The 16,763-nt window shown below is 62.7% G+C and carries 21 protein-coding genes; 7 read left to right on the top strand and 14 right to left on the bottom strand.

Annotation, left to right across the window (positions count from 1 at the left end; translation table 11 throughout):
* Positions 1–321: 321 nt before the first annotated feature.
* Positions 322–537, bottom strand: coding sequence for a hypothetical protein (locus tag AC3WSN_RS25205; protein WP_192711767.1), 216 nt, complete (start codon positions 535–537; stop codon positions 322–324).
* A 254-nt stretch (positions 538–791) separates the two neighbouring features.
* Here AC3WSN_RS25205 and AC3WSN_RS25200 point away from each other — a divergent pair, with 254 nt between their 5' ends.
* From AC3WSN_RS25200 to groL, 4 genes are all read left to right on the top strand, one after another.
* Positions 792–980: a DUF3606 domain-containing protein gene (locus tag AC3WSN_RS25200; RefSeq protein WP_192711768.1), complete on the top strand. Its 189-nt coding sequence runs from the start codon at positions 792–794 to the stop codon at positions 978–980.
* Complete coding sequence (locus AC3WSN_RS25195; protein WP_492541704.1) at positions 977–1,399, top strand: response regulator; 423 nt, start codon at positions 977–979, stop codon at positions 1,397–1,399. Before AC3WSN_RS25200 ends, AC3WSN_RS25195 begins: the two co-directional genes overlap by 4 nt.
* A 325-nt stretch (positions 1,400–1,724) precedes the next feature.
* A complete protein-coding gene (gene groES / locus AC3WSN_RS25190) occupies positions 1,725–2,012 on the top strand; it encodes a co-chaperone GroES (protein ID WP_243920647.1) in 288 nt (95 codons plus the stop codon).
* Between the two features lie 99 nt (positions 2,013–2,111).
* Entirely contained in the window at positions 2,112–3,749 is a 1,638-nt protein-coding gene (groL, locus tag AC3WSN_RS25185; protein ID WP_492541702.1) for a chaperonin GroEL, read from the top strand.
* A gap of 454 nt (positions 3,750–4,203) precedes the next feature.
* Here the strand turns inward: groL and AC3WSN_RS25180 are convergent, their stop codons facing one another.
* The 4 genes from AC3WSN_RS25180 to AC3WSN_RS25165 form a co-directional block, all read right to left on the bottom strand.
* A complete protein-coding gene (locus AC3WSN_RS25180; protein WP_492541700.1) occupies positions 4,204–5,067 on the bottom strand; it encodes a transglutaminase family protein in 864 nt (287 codons plus the stop codon).
* A 402-nt stretch (positions 5,068–5,469) separates the two neighbouring features.
* Entirely contained in the window at positions 5,470–6,222 is a 753-nt protein-coding gene (locus AC3WSN_RS25175; RefSeq protein WP_492541698.1) for a Crp/Fnr family transcriptional regulator, read from the bottom strand.
* 81 nt (positions 6,223–6,303) lie between these two features.
* A complete protein-coding gene (locus AC3WSN_RS25170; RefSeq protein WP_192711702.1) occupies positions 6,304–6,552 on the bottom strand; it encodes a hypothetical protein in 249 nt (82 codons plus the stop codon).
* Positions 6,549–7,328: a Crp/Fnr family transcriptional regulator gene (locus tag AC3WSN_RS25165; RefSeq protein ID WP_492541696.1), complete on the bottom strand. Its 780-nt coding sequence runs from the start codon at positions 7,326–7,328 to the stop codon at positions 6,549–6,551. Before AC3WSN_RS25165 ends, AC3WSN_RS25170 begins: the two co-directional genes overlap by 4 nt.
* A 695-nt stretch (positions 7,329–8,023) precedes the next feature.
* Between AC3WSN_RS25165 and AC3WSN_RS25160 the strand changes: the two genes are divergently transcribed.
* Positions 8,024–8,512 carry a response regulator gene (locus tag AC3WSN_RS25160; protein WP_192711704.1) on the top strand — a complete coding sequence of 163 codons (489 nt, stop codon included), beginning with the start codon at positions 8,024–8,026 and terminating at the stop codon, positions 8,510–8,512.
* Positions 8,513–9,176: 664 nt separating this feature from the next.
* Here AC3WSN_RS25160 and AC3WSN_RS25155 read toward each other — a convergent pair.
* The 7 genes from AC3WSN_RS25155 to AC3WSN_RS25125 all read right to left on the bottom strand — a co-directional run bounded on the left by AC3WSN_RS25155 (position 9,177) and on the right by AC3WSN_RS25125 (position 12,202).
* Complete coding sequence (locus AC3WSN_RS25155; protein ID WP_192711705.1) at positions 9,177–9,401, bottom strand: hypothetical protein; 225 nt, start codon at positions 9,399–9,401, stop codon at positions 9,177–9,179.
* 162 nt (positions 9,402–9,563) lie between these two features.
* Entirely contained in the window at positions 9,564–9,746 is a 183-nt protein-coding gene (locus AC3WSN_RS25150) for a hypothetical protein (RefSeq protein WP_192711706.1), read from the bottom strand.
* 282 nt (positions 9,747–10,028) lie between these two features.
* Positions 10,029–10,223 carry a hypothetical protein gene (locus tag AC3WSN_RS25145; RefSeq protein WP_492541693.1) on the bottom strand — a complete coding sequence of 65 codons (195 nt, stop codon included), beginning with the start codon at positions 10,221–10,223 and terminating at the stop codon, positions 10,029–10,031.
* 371 nt (positions 10,224–10,594) lie between these two features.
* Positions 10,595–10,795 (bottom strand): hypothetical protein, encoded by a 201-nt coding sequence (locus tag AC3WSN_RS25140; RefSeq protein ID WP_492541691.1) that lies wholly within the window; start codon positions 10,793–10,795, stop codon positions 10,595–10,597.
* A 7-nt stretch (positions 10,796–10,802) separates the two neighbouring features.
* Entirely contained in the window at positions 10,803–11,042 is a 240-nt protein-coding gene (locus AC3WSN_RS25135) for a hypothetical protein (RefSeq protein ID WP_492541690.1), read from the bottom strand.
* A gap of 768 nt (positions 11,043–11,810) precedes the next feature.
* Complete coding sequence (locus AC3WSN_RS25130) at positions 11,811–11,951, bottom strand: hypothetical protein (protein WP_192711708.1); 141 nt, start codon at positions 11,949–11,951, stop codon at positions 11,811–11,813.
* Complete coding sequence (locus tag AC3WSN_RS25125) at positions 11,951–12,202, bottom strand: hypothetical protein (protein ID WP_192711709.1); 252 nt, start codon at positions 12,200–12,202, stop codon at positions 11,951–11,953. Before AC3WSN_RS25125 ends, AC3WSN_RS25130 begins: the two co-directional genes overlap by 1 nt.
* A 1,137-nt stretch (positions 12,203–13,339) precedes the next feature.
* On the opposite strand from AC3WSN_RS25125, the gene AC3WSN_RS25120 reads away from it, so the two are divergent.
* Both AC3WSN_RS25120 and AC3WSN_RS25115 read left to right on the top strand, forming a co-directional pair.
* Positions 13,340–13,702, top strand: a complete 363-nt coding sequence (locus AC3WSN_RS25120) for a hypothetical protein (RefSeq protein ID WP_492541688.1) — start codon at positions 13,340–13,342, stop codon at positions 13,700–13,702.
* A 109-nt stretch (positions 13,703–13,811) separates the two neighbouring features.
* A complete protein-coding gene (locus AC3WSN_RS25115; RefSeq protein ID WP_492541686.1) occupies positions 13,812–14,783 on the top strand; it encodes an alpha/beta fold hydrolase in 972 nt (323 codons plus the stop codon).
* A gap of 426 nt (positions 14,784–15,209) precedes the next feature.
* Here AC3WSN_RS25115 and AC3WSN_RS25110 read toward each other — a convergent pair whose 3' ends face one another.
* Both AC3WSN_RS25110 and AC3WSN_RS25105 read right to left on the bottom strand, forming a co-directional pair.
* Positions 15,210–16,298: an AraC family transcriptional regulator gene (locus tag AC3WSN_RS25110; RefSeq protein WP_492541684.1), complete on the bottom strand. Its 1,089-nt coding sequence runs from the start codon at positions 16,296–16,298 to the stop codon at positions 15,210–15,212.
* Between the two features lie 97 nt (positions 16,299–16,395).
* Positions 16,396–16,686, bottom strand: coding sequence for a hypothetical protein (locus AC3WSN_RS25105; RefSeq protein ID WP_492541682.1), 291 nt, complete (start codon positions 16,684–16,686; stop codon positions 16,396–16,398).
* Positions 16,687–16,763: the final 77 nt, after the last annotated feature.

The following is a 16,763-nucleotide window of genomic DNA, read 5'->3' as shown; positions in this document are numbered from 1 at the left end:
TGGCCGAGTGTCGGACGAAAGCGAGGCCGCCCTTAAAACTGCGCATCTAGTCCCATCGGTCTCCATCAGGACTGGCATAAAGCTCGAGCGTGCGCATTCCGGGTCCCATATTCCTCAGTTGGCGCCAAGCATACTCCGCCATGAGGAGCCGCGCGAGCGTGACCAACTGTTGAGACTAGGTTAACAACCCTTCCCTACGCTGCATGTTGGGCGGCATCGCATATTTGGTTGGCCCCAGCTTTGCGGAGCGGCAACATGCCTCGCCAGCCGTGATCAGACCTGGCTGCGATGCTGCCCGTGATTTTTCAGATCCGGCCGGCCTCAGTGTCCTCCCGGGTTCCACACGAAGACCTCGGCTCCGCCTTCATCGAGAATGCGAACGCCATCAGGCTTTTGCGGGAGGTCCAAAGACCCGAACAAAGAACGAGCCTTCATCATCGCGGCATCCAGATCCGATGCCTCCTGCTGGATTCGCTCTAGCGTGGCATGCGCCTTATCGCCCGGCCTGATGCGGTAAAACTCGAATGTGTAGTTCATGGTCGCTCCTGCTGCGCGCTAAGCATACACGTCACATCGTATTGTGTGATGCGAACGCGGGCCTCGATCTGCATGGATCTACGACGGTCGCTCATCCGTCGCTGAAGCCGCGATTGGGAGCCGCTGTCAGTCCGCGAAGAGGTGGCAGCATTCGGCGAGGGAACGATGCAACCCTGCCGGTTGTCCCACGTTGGCAATCATCCATCCAACAGAATACCTGAGGCGCGGTCTTCGTGAGAAGTCGCGAAGCTCCCATGCCGTTCAGCTCGACAGCCGATCAAAGTCGCGCCGCCATCCATATCGACATTCATGATCACGTCGTTCGAGCTGCCTGGTCCGAGCGTTTCGGCGTGACGGACGCGCAGCTGCGCAAGGCGGTGAGAATGGTCGGCTCCCGAATCACCACCCTCTCAAGCCACCTAAGCGGGCCGTCCGGATCATGACGGCCCCCGCTGCTCTAAACCAACGGGCAAAGTTGGCCTTGCACCAGCTCGGCGTCCTCATCGTCGACGATGATGCAGTGCAGCTGATGGACATGGCCCAGATGTTGGGCGATTCCGGAATGGTCGTGTTCGAAGCGCGCAGCGCTGGCGAGGCGCTTGGCGTACTCGGGACTCGCACCGACGTGCGTGTGATGATCACTGACGTCGATATGTGTCGCGGCGACCTGAACGGCTATCAGCTGGCGAAGGCAGTCTCGGCGCGGTGGCCCGAGATCAGCTTGCTGATCGTGTCAGGCCAGAGCTACCCCAAAGCCGCCGACTTGCCAGAAGGCGCGCGCTTCATGGCCAAGCCGTACGCACCCAGCATGCTCACCGCCAACGTGTTCGACGTCGTGTCGCAGCAGAGCGGCGGCATCTAGGCCGCCAACGGCGATGGCTTAAACGGGTACACCGACGAGCACGGCGGGACGTGTAGCTGCGGGAGAATGACCCGAATCGTGACAGTATCAGCGGACTGAATCAGGCGGCGTGCAGCTGTAATGTTTGAACTGATGCGCCCGCTTCTACGAGGTATCCCGACAGGTGAAAACGCGGATTTGGTTGCCGGAATAGGATTAGCACTACCGTATGACGAGTGCTAAGGTGCATCGATCGGGCCGCGATGCTCCTCTTCGCCGCTACCTCTCCCGCGACAGCGCCAACCATGTCGGTTGGATCTCGCTTGGGAACGATCAGGATCTCACAATGAAATTCCGTCCGCTGCACGACCGCGTGGTGCTCCGTCGCATCGAAGGCGAAGAGAAAACCAAGGGCGGCATCATCATTCCCGATACGGTCAAGGAGAAGCCGCAGGAAGGTGAGGTCGTCGCCGTGGGGCCAGGTGCACGGGACGAGGCCGGCAAGATCAACGCACTCGACGTGAAAGCCGGCGACCGCGTCCTGTTCGGCAAGTGGTCCGGCACCGAGGTCAAGATCGACGGTCAGGACCTCCTGATCATGAAGGAATCCGACATCCTGGGCGTCGTCGCCTAGCTCGGATCAGGCCGCAACGGCCTTGATCCTCGACCTGCCCTTTGAGGCGCCCGCTGTGGCGTGCCTCGGGGTCAAACGACAGATGATGAGCGCCCCACCATGTCCGCCAAAGACGTTCGCTTTTCGGTCGATGCCCGCGAGAAGATGCTGCGTGGCGTCGAACTGCTCGCCAACGCGGTGAAGGTGACGCTCGGCCCGAAGGGCCGCAACGTCGTGATCGAGAAGAGCTTCGGCGCCCCGCGGATCACCAAGGACGGTGTGACGGTCGCCAAGGAGATCGAGCTCGCCGACAAGTTCGAGAACATGGGCGCCCAGATGGTGCGCGAAGTGGCCTCGAAGTCCAGCGATACGGCCGGTGACGGTACCACCACTGCGACCGTGCTGGCCGCGTCCATCGTCCGCGAGGGCGTGAAGTACGTCGCCGCCGGAATGAACCCAATGGACCTGAAGCGCGGCATCGATTTGGCGGTAGCCGCAGTCGTGAAGGATATCGGCGAACGCTCACGCAAAGTCGCCTCGTCGGAAGAAATCGCCCAGGTCGGCACGATCTCCGCCAACGGCGACAAGGAGATCGGCGAGATGATCGCCCACGCCATGCAGAAGGTGGGCAACGAGGGCGTGATCACGGTCGAGGAGGCGAAGACCGCCGAGACCGAGCTCGACGTCGTCGAGGGCATGCAGTTCGACCGCGGCTACCTCTCCCCGTACTTCATCACGAACGCGGAGAAGATGGTCGCCGAGCTTGAGGACCCCTACATCCTCATCCACGAGAAGAAGCTCTCCTCGCTCCAGGCCATGCTGCCGGTGCTCGAGGCCGTGGTCCAGACCGGCAAGCCGCTCCTGATCATCGCCGAGGACATCGAGGGCGAGGCTCTGGCCACGCTGGTGGTCAACAAGCTCCGCGGCGGCCTGAAGATCGCGGCCGTCAAGGCGCCGGGCTTCGGTGACCGCCGCAAGGCGATGCTCGAGGACATCGCGATCCTGACCAAGGGCCAGATGATCGCCGAGGATCTCGGCATCAAGCTCGAGAACGTGACGCTCCCCATGCTCGGCCGCGCCAAGCGCGTGCGCATCGAGAAGGAGAACACCACGATCATCGACGGCGCGGGCGAGAAGTCCGACATCGAGGGCCGCATCTCGCAGATCAAGGCGCAGATCGAGGAGACCACCTCGGACTACGACCGTGAGAAGCTGCAGGAGCGTCTGGCCAAGCTCGCGGGCGGCGTCGCGGTGATCCGCGTCGGCGGTTCGACCGAGGTCGAGGTCAAGGAGAAGAAGGACCGCGTCGACGATGCGCTGCACGCCACCCGCGCGGCGGTCGAGGAAGGCATCGTTCCGGGCGGCGGCACCGCGCTGCTGCGCGCCAAGGCAGCCGTTCAGCGCCTCTCGAACGACAACCCCGACGTCCAGGCCGGCATCAAGATCGTGCTGAAGGCTCTCGAGGCCCCGCTGCGCCAGATCGCCCAGAACTCGGGTGTCGAGGGCTCGATCGTGGTCGGCAAGATCACCGACAACACCTCGTCGGAGACCTTCGGCTTCAACGCCCAGACCGAAGAGTATGTCGATATGATCCAGGCCGGCATCGTCGACCCGGCCAAGGTAGTCCGTGCAGCGATCCAGGGAGCTGCCTCCGTGGCCGGCCTGCTGGTGACCACCGAGGCGATGATTTCCGAGGCTCCGCGTAAGGAGGCTCCTGCCATGCCTGCCGGCGGTGGCATGGGTGGGATGGATTTCTGACCTGCCAAATAGACCCAAAGCGCTCTCCGGCATGCCGCGATGCGGCTGGTTGGAGAGCGCTTTGGAGCACCGCTGAGTGGTGGATTGGTCTGCTGAGACTAACGACAGCTCCGCGCCGCCCTTACGGTTTTAAGGCCGTCAATGATGACCGCTCGCTTAGCGCGTCGCGAGCCGAGTTCAAACAGGAACACGGCGCGTCGCTGCGTCATCGTATGGATTCTCGACCTTAGACGGCGAGCCGTGCCGTTCGCGTCCGTTGTCCGTCAAGGGATTTAAGAACCAATCCCGACGTCGCTATCGCCCCTGCCGACTACGAACGCCGTCGGAACTCCACGCAGGATGAACGCCCCTATCGACCCTCGGCGAGCCTTGTCCGGATCAGCGTATGCAACAGACGCAGATCACCATCAGCATGCCAACCTCGACGTCATCTTCGACAACCAGCACATGGCGCCTACCCGTCGACGCTGACCTCTACGGACATGTCCAGGAAGGCATCTGCCGGCCCGACGAAGCTTCCGACCAGCGGCATAGCTTGCCTGATGTCGCGTGCGACCGCGACCGGGATCAGGTTCGCGCCGCCGACGCTCTGGTTCGTCGGATCGAATGTGACCCACCCCGCACCCGGCAGGAAGATTTCTGCCCAGGCATGCGTGGCTCCCGCATCCGCAGAGCCGAGCAACGTTCGCGACGGGTCATGGAGGTAGCCTGAGACGACCCGGGCTCCGAAGCCGAGGCTGCGCACCGCCTCGACGAGGAGCGTCGCCAAGTCCCGGCACGAACCCACCCCGAGGGACAGGGTCTCACTCGGGGACTGCGTACCTTCGTCCTCCCGAACCCGGTAGACGATGGTGCTGCCGACCCCCGCATTCAGGTCCTTGAGCAGGGACAGCGTGTCGGTCGGATAGGCCGCCACGAACCCTTGCGCCCAGGCCCTCAGGCTTGGCGATTCCTCCGCATACTGCCGAACCGTCAGACTGCCGAGGTCCGTCCATTCGTCGTCGGTGTACCGGAAGGGAAACGTGATGGCGGAACCGGCGATGGCAAAGACCGGATAGGCCGCGGCCGAGAGTTCGACCCGCGATACACTCTCCACGACAAGGCGCTCGGCCAACGACCCGAACGTCGCGGTCGCCACGGCATTGCCGGCGACGTCGTAGGCCCAGGTGAGAGTCGCGTCCGGCGATAGGCTGATGTCATTCGACAGCAGGCGCAGGTCTCGGCTCTCCCGCGGCCTCATCATCAGCCGATGCGGTCCGAGGCTGACCGGCTGGCGATAAAGGTATGTCGTACGGTGGCGAATACGAAGCTCGACCAAAGAATCGCCCTCTCAATTCTTCACGTCCGCGCGGCGCGCCAGCTATTCCGACGCAGCCTAGCATGCATTCGGCCCTATCCCGATCCGGAGCGCGATCGGCTTGCCGGGATCAGGAATTCGTCGGGGGAGACTTGTCCGGCAAAATAGGATTTGGACTCTGTGACCCATGTTGCTTAGGGCGATGAGCCTCACGCTCTCATCGTCGATGACGACGCCCTGATCCGCTTTCGAGCCATTGCGGATGCTGAGAACGTCCGATTAGGCTGGTCAGTCACTCAAAGGGAACCGACCGAAGCGGGCAGTCTCGCTCAAGCTATTTCTGAGTTGAAAATCGCGGTGCAGTTATCGAGTAAACGATGTGTCCGAGCCTGGCTCGGCGTTCGCGATTACCAAAACAGAAGCCTACATGCCGTCCTGGCTACTCAGATGTAGGTAAGTCGGGTCGAATTCTGCCGCCGCCGTTAGCCCCTCCCAGTCGTTCACTGTCAGCCGTCTGCTGCGCAGTGTGATCAACCCCGCCTCTCTGAGGCTCCCCAAGGTGCGGTTCACGTGCACCGGCGTAAGCCCGAGCGCGTCGGCCAATTCGGGCTGCGTCATGGGCAGCGAGCAGGTACGATCCTGGACAAGCCCGACTGCCTCCAAGCGGGTCATCAACTCGCAGAAGAGATGGGCCATGCGGGCATAAGCGTCGCGCCGGCCGATGTTGAGCATCCACTCGCGAATGATGGCCGCATCGATCAGCGTCGAACGCCAGAACGCGCCCAGCAGCCTCGGCTGAGCTTGAAACAGCGCACGAACTGCATCGTGCTCGACAAAGCCTATCCGGCATGGGCTAACCGCCGCGATGCTGTTGTCGAGCACCTTCAGGTGCAGACTCTGAAGATCAGGTACGTCGCCGGGGACGTGGTAGGCCATGACCTGACGCTTGCCTGAGCGCGTGGTCTTGTAGACGGCGGTGAAACCCTCCAGCACGGCGAAGCAGCGGGAGGGCCGGTCACCCTCGCGTACGATGTCCTGAGACCCGTCGAACTGCGCCACATGCATCGGCAGGGCGAGCAGCGCGGCCCGCTCCGCCTCCGACAGAGGGAAGAGCGCGATGCTCTCTACCTTGCGCACGAATGGGTGCGTGCCGCGCGGGTGGAGAGATCCGGTCATCACGTTCCCACGCTGTGCTTGAGGACGCAATTCCACTGGCCGCTAAGCTCAACGTATCGACCTCGCCTATGTTGCCGCGGCTCAAGCGAAAGGCAGTCCGAGCTTGCCCAAGATCCAGGACTGCGCCGCGTCAATGTCGGAGAACACGGGACCGGAGAAGTCACTGACCGGGCCGAAGCCCGCTTCCAGGAACCACTTGCCGGCGTTTGCTTCGTGCTGGTCGGAGAGGCGCACCAGGATCGCGACGAGGTAGCCGTCGTGGAACACAAGCTGGCTCTCCTGGTCGTCGCTACCCGTTGCAACCTGCACGGGTTGGAGGCGAAGGTTCATGCCGCGTCTCTCCCGCCCAGATGCAGGTAGTTCGGCTTGAACTCGGCCAGCGCCTCCAAGCCGGCCCGATCCAGGATCTTCAACTGCCGTCCTGACAGTTCAATCAGCCCGCGCTGCTTCAAGGTCCCGAGCATGCGGTTGACGTGGACGCTGGTCAGGCCGGTGGTGTCGGCCAGATCCTCCTGGGTGATCGGCAGGGTGTAGCCCTCGCCAGCCGTCCGGCCCACGGCGCGCAGCCGCAGCAACAGCTCACACATGAGATGCGCGATGCGCTCGTCCGCAGAGCGCCGGCCGACGTTGACCAGCCACTCGCGCAGTGTCGCCTCATCCACCAGCGTGGCCAGCCGCAACGCATGCGTGATGCCGGGATGGTCTCGCAGCAGGTTCTCGATGGTGTCCAGATCGATCCGGACCACTTGGCAGGCCGACAGCGTGCCGATCGCGTGGTCCATGGCCTTGAGCATGGCCACGTCCAGGTCGCAGTAGTCGCCCGGTACGAGGTAGGCCATGATCTGGCGCGCACCGCTGGCTCTGAGCTTGTAGCGGCAGGCGATGCCGTCGAGGATCAGGTAGACGCCGTCCGGCTTGTCGCCCTCACGGATCAGGTCCGTACCGGCTGGGACAAGATGCGGCTTGGCGCTGATCCGCTCCAGCACCACCCGGTCGTCATCGGAGAGCCTGGTGAGGCTCTCCAGCTTCAGGATCAAGGGGTTGTTGGTCCACCCAGCCGGGCGGGATGTGCCGTCACCAGCAGCAGCTTTGTCGTTGTCCTGCATCGCCTTTCACCCGACTCGTGCGTGAGACTGCCGAGGGAAGTAGGCAGTCCGTCCCTGTTTCGCGATTAAGGCATCGCCGATGCAATCGGCATCGTGCAAGCTTAAGCCTCTGCCGCGATAATTCCTCTTCGCAATGGGCGGTGTAAACCAAAGTTCCGCTTCGGCCACAACACAGGATTGTTGCGGCGCAAAGCGTCGACTTCTGCACCATAGGTCTCGGCGTCGTCCGACGAGCAGCAGAGGCGGCTCCAATATGTGGAAATCCGTAGAACGCATTTGTGCTGGCAGCTTACGGACCGGTAAAAGCGTCTGGGTACCGTGCTACGTCTGAACCGATCGAAGGATCGAAAAATGCAGACGGTTACCGAGATGCCGCCGAGACGAACGACTACGTTTGAGCCCGGCTTAGGGCGGCCTCTAAGGCAAAGTTGAGTCAGACGCAGCCTGGGCGCTGAGGGTGATTTTGCGACGGTCCCGGATGTGGCGAAGGATTGACAGACGGAACCTGAGCTTTCGACGACGCGGTTCAACAGCGCGCTCGCCGGTGGAGACAGCTCCCGGATTAGGCATCCTGCCCCTGGTGCGATACGATATCGAGTGGCTCCTACATTCATGGAGCAGCGACATCGCCATGCCGGAGTGCTCCGAAGCTCCTCGTCCTGACGACCGTAAGTTCGAGATCAGGAGCGGGCTTGATGGTCGTCGACAGCAGGCCTGTAGCAATCCTCATCGCGGAAGCAGATCGGCTCGTCCGTACGATCACGGCCGACATGCTGAGCGACGTGGGCTTCCGGACTATCGAGGTGCAGACTGCAGCTGAGGCCTTGGTGGTGCTCGAAGGCCCGGCCGCTGTACACATCCTGATCACGGGGCGAAGAATCGTGGGCGATGGTGTCGCCCTGGCCCACCTCGTCCATCGCCGTTGGCCCGCTGTGAGCATCATCGTCACTTCGGGAGCTGGAGCGGATATGCAGCACGTGTTGCCGCCGGGCACACGCCTGCTGAGCAAGCCGTACGATTTTGTGGACCTCATCCACGAGGTGGAGGCTGGACTCGGACATGTTCAGGAGGAGCCTGCGGCCGCTCCCGTACTGCCGAGCGGTGTGCCGCCCCATACAGGAACCGAGATGAGCAACGGCATGAGAGCTGTTGCCGCTCCCGCGACAGAGCCGGACAAGACGTAAGCTTCATCTTCCCAGCCGTACATCCCGGACCAATTCATTTGCCATAAGATGTCCGTACGGTTGATCTCCGTCCCGGAAGCGACGATTGGACGCTGCTCCACTCGTCTGCTTTCGAGATTGGCGCGCATCAGCAGCATCGGCGGGGTTGGGTCGCAACCAGCCCGTCCGCTTAGACTGGCCTCACTGCAGGGAGCATCGGTTCGAGCGACTTCTCGCCTCGTCGGCATGCGCTGACGAGGCGAAAGGCGATGGGACATTCCGCATACGATCCGGCCACCAAAGGGCGACCGGCCTGGAACGCTGGCCTCGAAGCTGCCTTACGTTCCCTTGCGTGTGAGCGCGGGCCTATCGAGGTTTTGGTCTATAACGCTTACAGGGTCCGCATCCGGCTCCCGGTGCACCCGTGCCACGGAACTTCGCGGCCGAACCTCCAGGCGAACGTGGTCAGAGCCTACGCGGCAGCTCGGTCGGTCCGCAATCTGATTGCGCCTCGCGGGCGCGGCGGCATCATCCTGACCGGTGGCGGCCTAGCCATCGATCCCCGGCCTGGCCCAGTGCGTTTTCCCTCTCTGCCGGAAAGGCGGCTCTACGCATCGTGAGCGACCCCAGCATCACTTCAGATAGCCCTTCGCTTTCAGGCGCTCGGTGAGGGTGGTAGCCATGCTTAACCTCCGCTCCGATTGTTCATCTGAACAAGCCGAGTCAGCACTTCTTCAAAGCTCGGGTCTCTTTCCACGCCATCCACGACGGTCGCAGTCGCGATCAAGTCACGCTGCATGTCGGCCTCCAGTAGGGGCCACGCCAGGATCACGGCCGCTCCCAATTGGGCTAAGGCGACGCTGTCCTGTTCGCCGTGCGTGTCGATGAGTGCACGATCTTGATCGGCCATGGAAGCCTCCTGCTTGGCGCCAGGCATACGCCATCGGGAGGGAACGCGCGACGACTAGGAAAGGAGCACCCTAGAAGCTCGCATAGCGAACGGCGTCAGACTCACTTCAGGTAGCCTTTCGCTTTCAGGTGCTCGGTGAGGAGCTACGCAACGACACTCATATCACGGCTTCTTTGCACCAGCCGCGGAGGCATCTCGTGCAAGCCGTGCGGCCTTCAGACGAGCCGTATTTTGGTCCGCGTCGCTGAGGCTTGTCTCGACAGCGACATCACCGCCGGGACGGACCTGCGTTTTGGCAAAAGCCTCCTCGGCGTGCTGTCGCTCTTTGCTGTGGTTGTCAGCCATAGGAAACTCCGTCAGTTCGCTGACTCAGGACCTCGCAGCGCCGTACGTAATCCTGGTCCGCGAGCCATCAGGTTGCCGCGCTCTCCCGTGCAAGCCTCATCGCCCGCAGCCGCTCCGTTCGCTCATCAAGCGTCTGGCGCTCAGCTTCAATTTCATCCCTTACTTGAGCAGATGTTGACACTCGGGTCTCTGCCTTTAGTTGGGCGCTTGTGCGATCAAATTGGTGGGATGACGGGAAGTGGGACATGCACTCTCCTCGCTGAGCGGCGGCCTGGGATAGGATCAGGTGCGGCTTTGTCCTACGCCCAATCCCTTGAGCGGCACGCCAGTTCTGAAGCGGTCGTACCTGCGGCCGACGTTATCGAGCTGATCGCCCAACCCAAAGAGCGTGACGTGAAGATCCTTGCGGTCGACCACCCGTAGTAGACGAGCACGGAAAAGTGAGTCGGGCTCAGGATCGCTCATAAATTCCTTCACCAACGCTTCGGTTTCAACACTTCCGCGAGAAGGCGGCGGATCGCTTCAGAAGTTCAGGTATTGGACACTGGCCGAGCCGACTCCAGTCGCTCAGCCATCTCGCGCACAACTTCTTGCACGAGGGGCGGCCAAGTGATGTTGTTGTCCGTTAGGTACCGGGCAGCTATCACAAGCGCCGTGAGGTGGCTCGTTGGAATTGACCGGCCCATGATCTGTGAACCGAGCATCTGCTCAGCTAGCGCGTTTGCCAAACGCAGAACCTCGGACATCTTCGTAGGCTCTGCGTCGGCGTTTGTCATTTTAGATAACCCTTCGCCTTCAGTCACTCGGTGAGGGCTTCGCGGAGAACCTGAAGACTGGTCAGCTCGGGCTCAGGTGTCATCATCTTCGGTGCCGCCATCCCCGAAGCCGTCGAACCCATCCAGCGGCACACCGGTCCGGCACACGTCGTACTTGCCACCCAACGCGTCCAGCCGCTTTCCCGTCGCTCTGATCACAAGGTCCCGATCACCGTCATGGACTTCTCGCAGCATGCGCTCGCGAAAGTCGGCATCTGGCTCGGGATCGCTCATGCGTCACCTAGGTTCGCTTCGCCTTCAGGGCTTCCTTCACGAGGCGACGAATGCCTTCAGATACCTTGATACCCTCGCACTCAGCATAGGCGGTGATCTCGGCCACGCATGCCGGCGTCATCCGCACCGGGATCGGATCAGCGAAAGCGGCGCCTGCTGGACGACCACGCTTTTTTCCTTCCACAGGAAGTGATGCCGAAGCCATATTACCCTTATACAGAAATCCGGGCCGAACGGAAAGGCTCAAGCTTCCGTCCAGCATAAGCTAGACTCGGCAGGAATATACTGAGCCTGGACGGGGCAAAAACCGCCTTCCAAGACTTCCGCCTTCGCAATCTGTGGATTGCAAATCCAATAGCACCCACGCCCGCGGACCTCTCACCGGGGGAAGCAAACTCCGAGAACGTGGGCGGTCGCCAGGATCAACGACATTGGAAGGTTCCTTCTGCCCGGCAACACTGGTTACCTGCTTATGACACGGCATCCACGCCCGCCCGCTCGGATCGGGAAGAGAGAGCGGGCGTGGAAGGTCAGTGGCGCGGGGCTGCCACCAACTCAGTCAACCTGCGCCGAAGTAGCAAACCGGCGTCGGCCTTAAGGCACGTGCGGCTGGATCAAGCGGCCAACTTGGCCACTTGGCCGACCGAGGGTTCGCCAAACGGGCAAGGGCACCCACGCCCGCTGACCTATCGCCCAAGGAGGGTGTGGCGATCACCGCGGACGCGGGCGGTTGAGCCCCCATCCCGAGACCTCGACCACTGTGCTTAACCTAGATCAACCCAGTCTCCGAATGGGCTAAGGATCCCAGAGGTTGCAAACAGCGCAGATTGGGGCGGTTAACTACAGCATTCACGGGCGCGGCGACGGCTTTTTTGGGCGCACACAAAGCATCGAGCGGGCGCGAAAGGTCGGGCAGTCCGGTGACCGCCGACAGCAGCCGTTAGCTGAGACCGGGACAACAGCCTGATCAACGCCCTCGCGAATGCCGCTCACACATCGGGTGCGAGCGTCAGACTTAGGCGCCTTGCGCGATCCAGCCGAGAACCGTCGCGCAGCGCTCGGCTTGGTTGCGGGTCAGTCCTGACGCGACGGCTGCACCGTTGCGGTAGACCGCGAAGGTGCCGTCATCAGTGACGCGGATCTTGACCGAGGGCATCAGGCGCCTCGGTGGTCAAACGCGCCGAGCTTCTCCAGGCCTGCCGGAGTGATCTGCCACTTCGAGAAGGTGCCACCGAGATGAGGGCCTGCCTGCTCCCCAAGCCACACGAGTTCGCCTCGGCTCTCAAGATTGCACAAGCGGCTGTGATCACCGGGCCAAGCTCGGTCCAGCTGGCGTTTGACAGAGACGCATCCGTCGGTGGACTGGGCGGCCTTGGTAAGCAGGCGGCGCTCGTGGTTGACCAGCATCGGCTCTCCTGGGTGCGGGCTCCATCGCGCGTCGCGTTCGAACAATGCGGCGCGTATAGTTAAGCTTCAGCAACAGTGCGGCAACAATGTGGTTTTCTACGTAGTCATCTCAGCCCTCACGAACGCCGCTCGCGCATCCGGTGAGGGCGGGACGGGACGACCATTATGCCGCTAATCTGTAGGCCGGAGGGTGCTCGGATTGAGCAAGCTGTAGGTGTGATCACACCAATTATGCGTCAGAGCCCAAAAGGGACCCACTCGCCTCTTTTGGGTCGAAACCTTAACCCGCCGATCGGCGTCCAAATCGCAGTCTACTGCAAGCGGAGTGATGATCCCGATACCGCCGGACGCGATGGTGTCTCGTCTGCCAGGCCACGAGCATACAACTTGGCTACAATGACCCAAAACTCTGGGCAGTCGCGCTCTTCCAGCTGGGAATCGATCTTCCGCCGGGCAGCCTGGGCGTACTCTTCAACCCAGTCGACCGGGATCTCTAGAGGCATGACCATCACTTCGCCCTCGCGGACGGAATGTGGCGCCCGTTCACATTAACCCATGAGAAGAAGCATCGATCCGGCAGGCCACTGCCAGCGCTCCCTCAGCTGCGAGCCGTGCTCCCTCTCATGCTCCCGGGCCAGCCGCACCGCCCGCTCACGACCCTTCTCAGACCTTGAGAGTGTCCGCTTCTGTCCCATCCGATCAAGCGGAGGCGGATGATCGGGATAGTCGGTTCAGCGACGTTTCGCTTTCAGGTCGTCTGCTGGTTGTAACGAACAACGTGGCCCGACCGGCAATGACCTTATCGAGGTGGGTACCCTCTATGTCCCGCAGCCACGCGTTTCGCCGCCGTTCGTAGCAAACCAGGACAATCCAGGACGCGTTCGTATCTGCAGTCCGGCCTGACTGCGGACCCGCGACGTAGGCTTCGCTGCCCCGTACGCCGGGTGCACACGCCCCAATTCGGATCTTTCCTCGATCGCTAGGGATCGTTCTCGGCATCCGAGGGTTTTCATGTTGCACCGCAACCATCCCTGCAATCACCCGTCGGCCGCGTGAGTATCCCGCTGCCACTCGGATCGTGCGGCCTGCCGCCATGGCAAAGCGTGGATCAACGGCTCGCGGTACAAAGGACCCCTCATGCGCCTCGAACTCTCTCTTGCGGCTTCAGCCCTTCTACTCGGCCTCACGCAGCTCCCTGCTCGGGCCAGCTCCTGCGCCGAGCAGATCGGGACAATCGACCGCCGTCTCGACAGCGCCGGCGCTGTTCACGTGGCCGGTCTCCAGGACGGCCATGCGATCCGCAGCAGCTCTTCGCCAAAGGCTCTCGCCGCAGCTCCGACTGGCGAACCCAGCGACGCCACGATGATCCCCACGTCGGCGCGCGTCGCTGAGGCGCGTCGGCTTCTGAGCCGAGCCGTCGAGGAGGATCGCCAGGGTCATCAGCGAGCGTGCGAGGACACGATGACTCAAGCCAAGGGCATGATTGGCGCGCTGCCGTAGCGCGCAGGAACTCCCGGCTCGGCATTCAAACCGCGCCGACTGTACCGCATGGCTTCAGAGCGATCCGATTGATCAAGGAGCATGTCCCGCAATCCACCAGGATCATCTCATGACACGCCATTCCTCTACCGGCCGTTGGCTCGGACCGACGCTACTCGGATCCGCCGCAGCGGTCGCTGCATCGGCGCTCTATGCTGCCTCGAAGACGCGGGATGCTGAGCGCCAAACCCCGCCGATCGGCCAGTTCCTGACCGTCGACGGGGTGCGGCTGCACTACGTCGAGCGGGGCCGCGGCGAGCCGCTGGTGCTGATCCACGGCAATGGCATGATGATCCAGGATTTTCTGGTCAGCGGCATCGTCGACGATCTCGCCAAGCGCTATCGCGTCATCATCATCGACCGACCCGGTTACGGCTACAGCGATCGCCCGCGCGGACTCTGGACGCCACGCGCCCACGCCACGCTGTTCCAGAAGGCGCTTCAGCAGCTCGGCGTCACGCAAGCTGTCGTGCTCGGGCACTCCTGGGGGGCATTGGTCGCGGTCGCCCTCGCGCTTCAGGCCCCGCAGCTCGTCCGTAGCCTCGTCCTGGCCTCCGGGTACTACTATCCAACGTTGCGGGCCGATGTGGTCCTGTTCTCCCCACCTGCCATCCCGGTGCTCGGGGATGTGATGCGCTACACGATCTCGCCCGTGCTCGGGCGTATTCTGCAGCCCGCCTTGATCAAAGCTATGTTCGCACCCGCCGCCGTCACAGAGCGGTTTGACCGCACATTCCCGAAAGCCATGATGCTGCGGCCCTTGCAGCTACGGGCCTCGGCGGAGGACGCCGCGCTCATGACGCCGGTGACGGTCGAGCTTCAAAAGCGCTACCGCGACCTGAAGCTCCCGGTGGTGATCATCGTAGGCGGGGACGATCAGATCGCCGACGTGGAGCGGCAGTCGAAGCGCCTGCACAGCGAGCTACGTAACAGTGACCTCATCGTCGTCCCCGGCATGGGCCACATGATCCAGCATCTGGCACCAAGAGAAGTCATCGCCGCAATCGACCACGCATCGGAGCTGGTTCGCGAAGCTGCCTGATGAGCAGACGGTGCGGATCCCCGTGTTGCGATCGTGCGGTCCGAGTATGAAGACGCGCCCGTTCGTCGACGAGGGCGCGTCAGCGATCAAGGCGGGGGCCAAATTGAGTGCCCTTGACTGCTGCACCCCGAACGCCTGCTTCCGGGAACGGCGCCAGCAGGTTTCTACGATGTTATTGGTTCGTGGGCGAAACGTCCGCTTCAAGGTGGAAGGCCAAGGTCCGGTTGCCACCCTTTGCGGAAGCTGGGAATGTCCGCTTGAGGGCTGATTGGCGAGCCTGAGGCCACTGCCGGGATGGGTGGTTTCCTGCCCGTCCGCTTCTGAGCGGCGGATACATCGAAGCGGACTTAGCTACGGGAGACGCTCACGACCCATAGCAGGCCCTAGGAAGGTCCGCCTTCTTCGGTAGTAGGCAGTGTAGATCTTCTACGGTTGGTTCCCGCGCCGCCAAGCACTTGGCGTCGTGCCCGACCAGCGCCGGAAGGCGTGCGTGAAGGCGGCAGGCTCGGAGAAGTTCAGGGCGGTCGAGATCTGCATCAAGCTCATGCCGGTGTCGGCGAGCAGTTGCTTGGCCGTCCGAAACTGCGCCTCACCGGCAAGGCGCCGGAATTTCGTACCCTCAGCCTTCAAATGGCGGCTCAAGGTACGGCGTGTCACCAGCCTCAGGCGCGCCACGCGCTCCACCTTACAGCGCTGCCGGGTCACAGCGGTCTGGAGGTACTCGCGAAGCTTGTCCGTCAACGAAAAGGGCTGATCGGCCTCAAGGCGGCGGAGGCGAGCCTCTATCCTCTGGCGCACGGGCGGATCCGCACCCGTGACCCGCTGCTCCAGGAGTTCGGCCAAAAACACCAGGGCGGCCACTTCTTGATGGAAGCGGACAGGTGCCCTGAAGAAGCTGGCGTATGGAGCTAGATCGCGCGGCGCAGATCGTGGCAGCAGCACCTCCAACGACGCCCACTCAGCCCCGCACAGGTCTCGCAGAATGTTGGTCATTGTGGCGAGCGCCCGCTCCAGATGCTGGGCGGTTCCCTCGGCCGCGGGTTCGTGCGGAGCGTAGCTAAGAAGGGCCGTGTCGGCGTAGACACCAAGGCCGACCACTGCGCCGCGGTCGCGCACGCACGCGTATGCTTCCAGGGCCCGCAAGCCGTCTCCCACCGAGGCAGAGTTGCGGAGCAGCCCACCGAGGAGGCCGAGCGAGGTCAGGCTGGTTTGCTGTCCGACCAATAGTCCGAGCTGGCGGCAGCGCGTGCGATCGGCCGCTAGAGCGAGCAAGCGGCCGACGGCAGTGAATGGGACAGGCTTGCTGCTGCCGTCGAAGTGGTGTGGATCAAGGCCCGCTCCAGCGATGAGGCCGTCGAAGTCCTCGCCGAGTTCGACCAAGACAGCGCGGATCGCGCGCACGACATCGGGATGGATGAAGCCAACGGACTGAGCCTTCTCGGACTCGTTCCACCTCTCGTCCGCGGCTACCCCGTCCGAACGAATGTCGGTATGTAATCGGGCAGGAGAGAGCATGGCCGCATCCTCCTGCTCTCAGCTCAACCTATGCGGGCATTCGCGCTTGATCAAATGGACAGGAGAATGCAACCTGGGTCTTTGACAAGCTGCGTTGTCAGTGCTTCGCGTCCGTCTGGCGGCCGTCGACGGTGAGATCTGCGCCCGGCGCGGCAGGTGTCTCCCCATCGAAGATGGTCGTGATCACTCGGGCGACGCTGGCGCCCACGCCCGTCAGCTCGATCGACCGCGCCCGTTCGACGGCGTCTTTTCTCAGGGCGTCGTGGTCCACGAGGCCGAGGCGCTCCAGCTCGTGCAGGAGAAGCGCATTCATCACCAATCCGGCGATGGCCTCATGTGCCGTTGCCGTCAGAGCCTTTTCGGTCTGCGCCGCATTCTCCGCCTGCATCAGAGCCAGTTCGGTGAGCTGCTCGTTGGTGAAGGGTCGTCAATGTCACTCATAATAACCCGGAGCAGTCGTATCGC

Source organism: Methylobacterium sp. FW102-HT35C08, from assembly GCF_058790235.1.
Note: the sequence above shows the minus strand (reverse complement) of the source record. Positions and strands in the feature narration are given on the sequence as shown.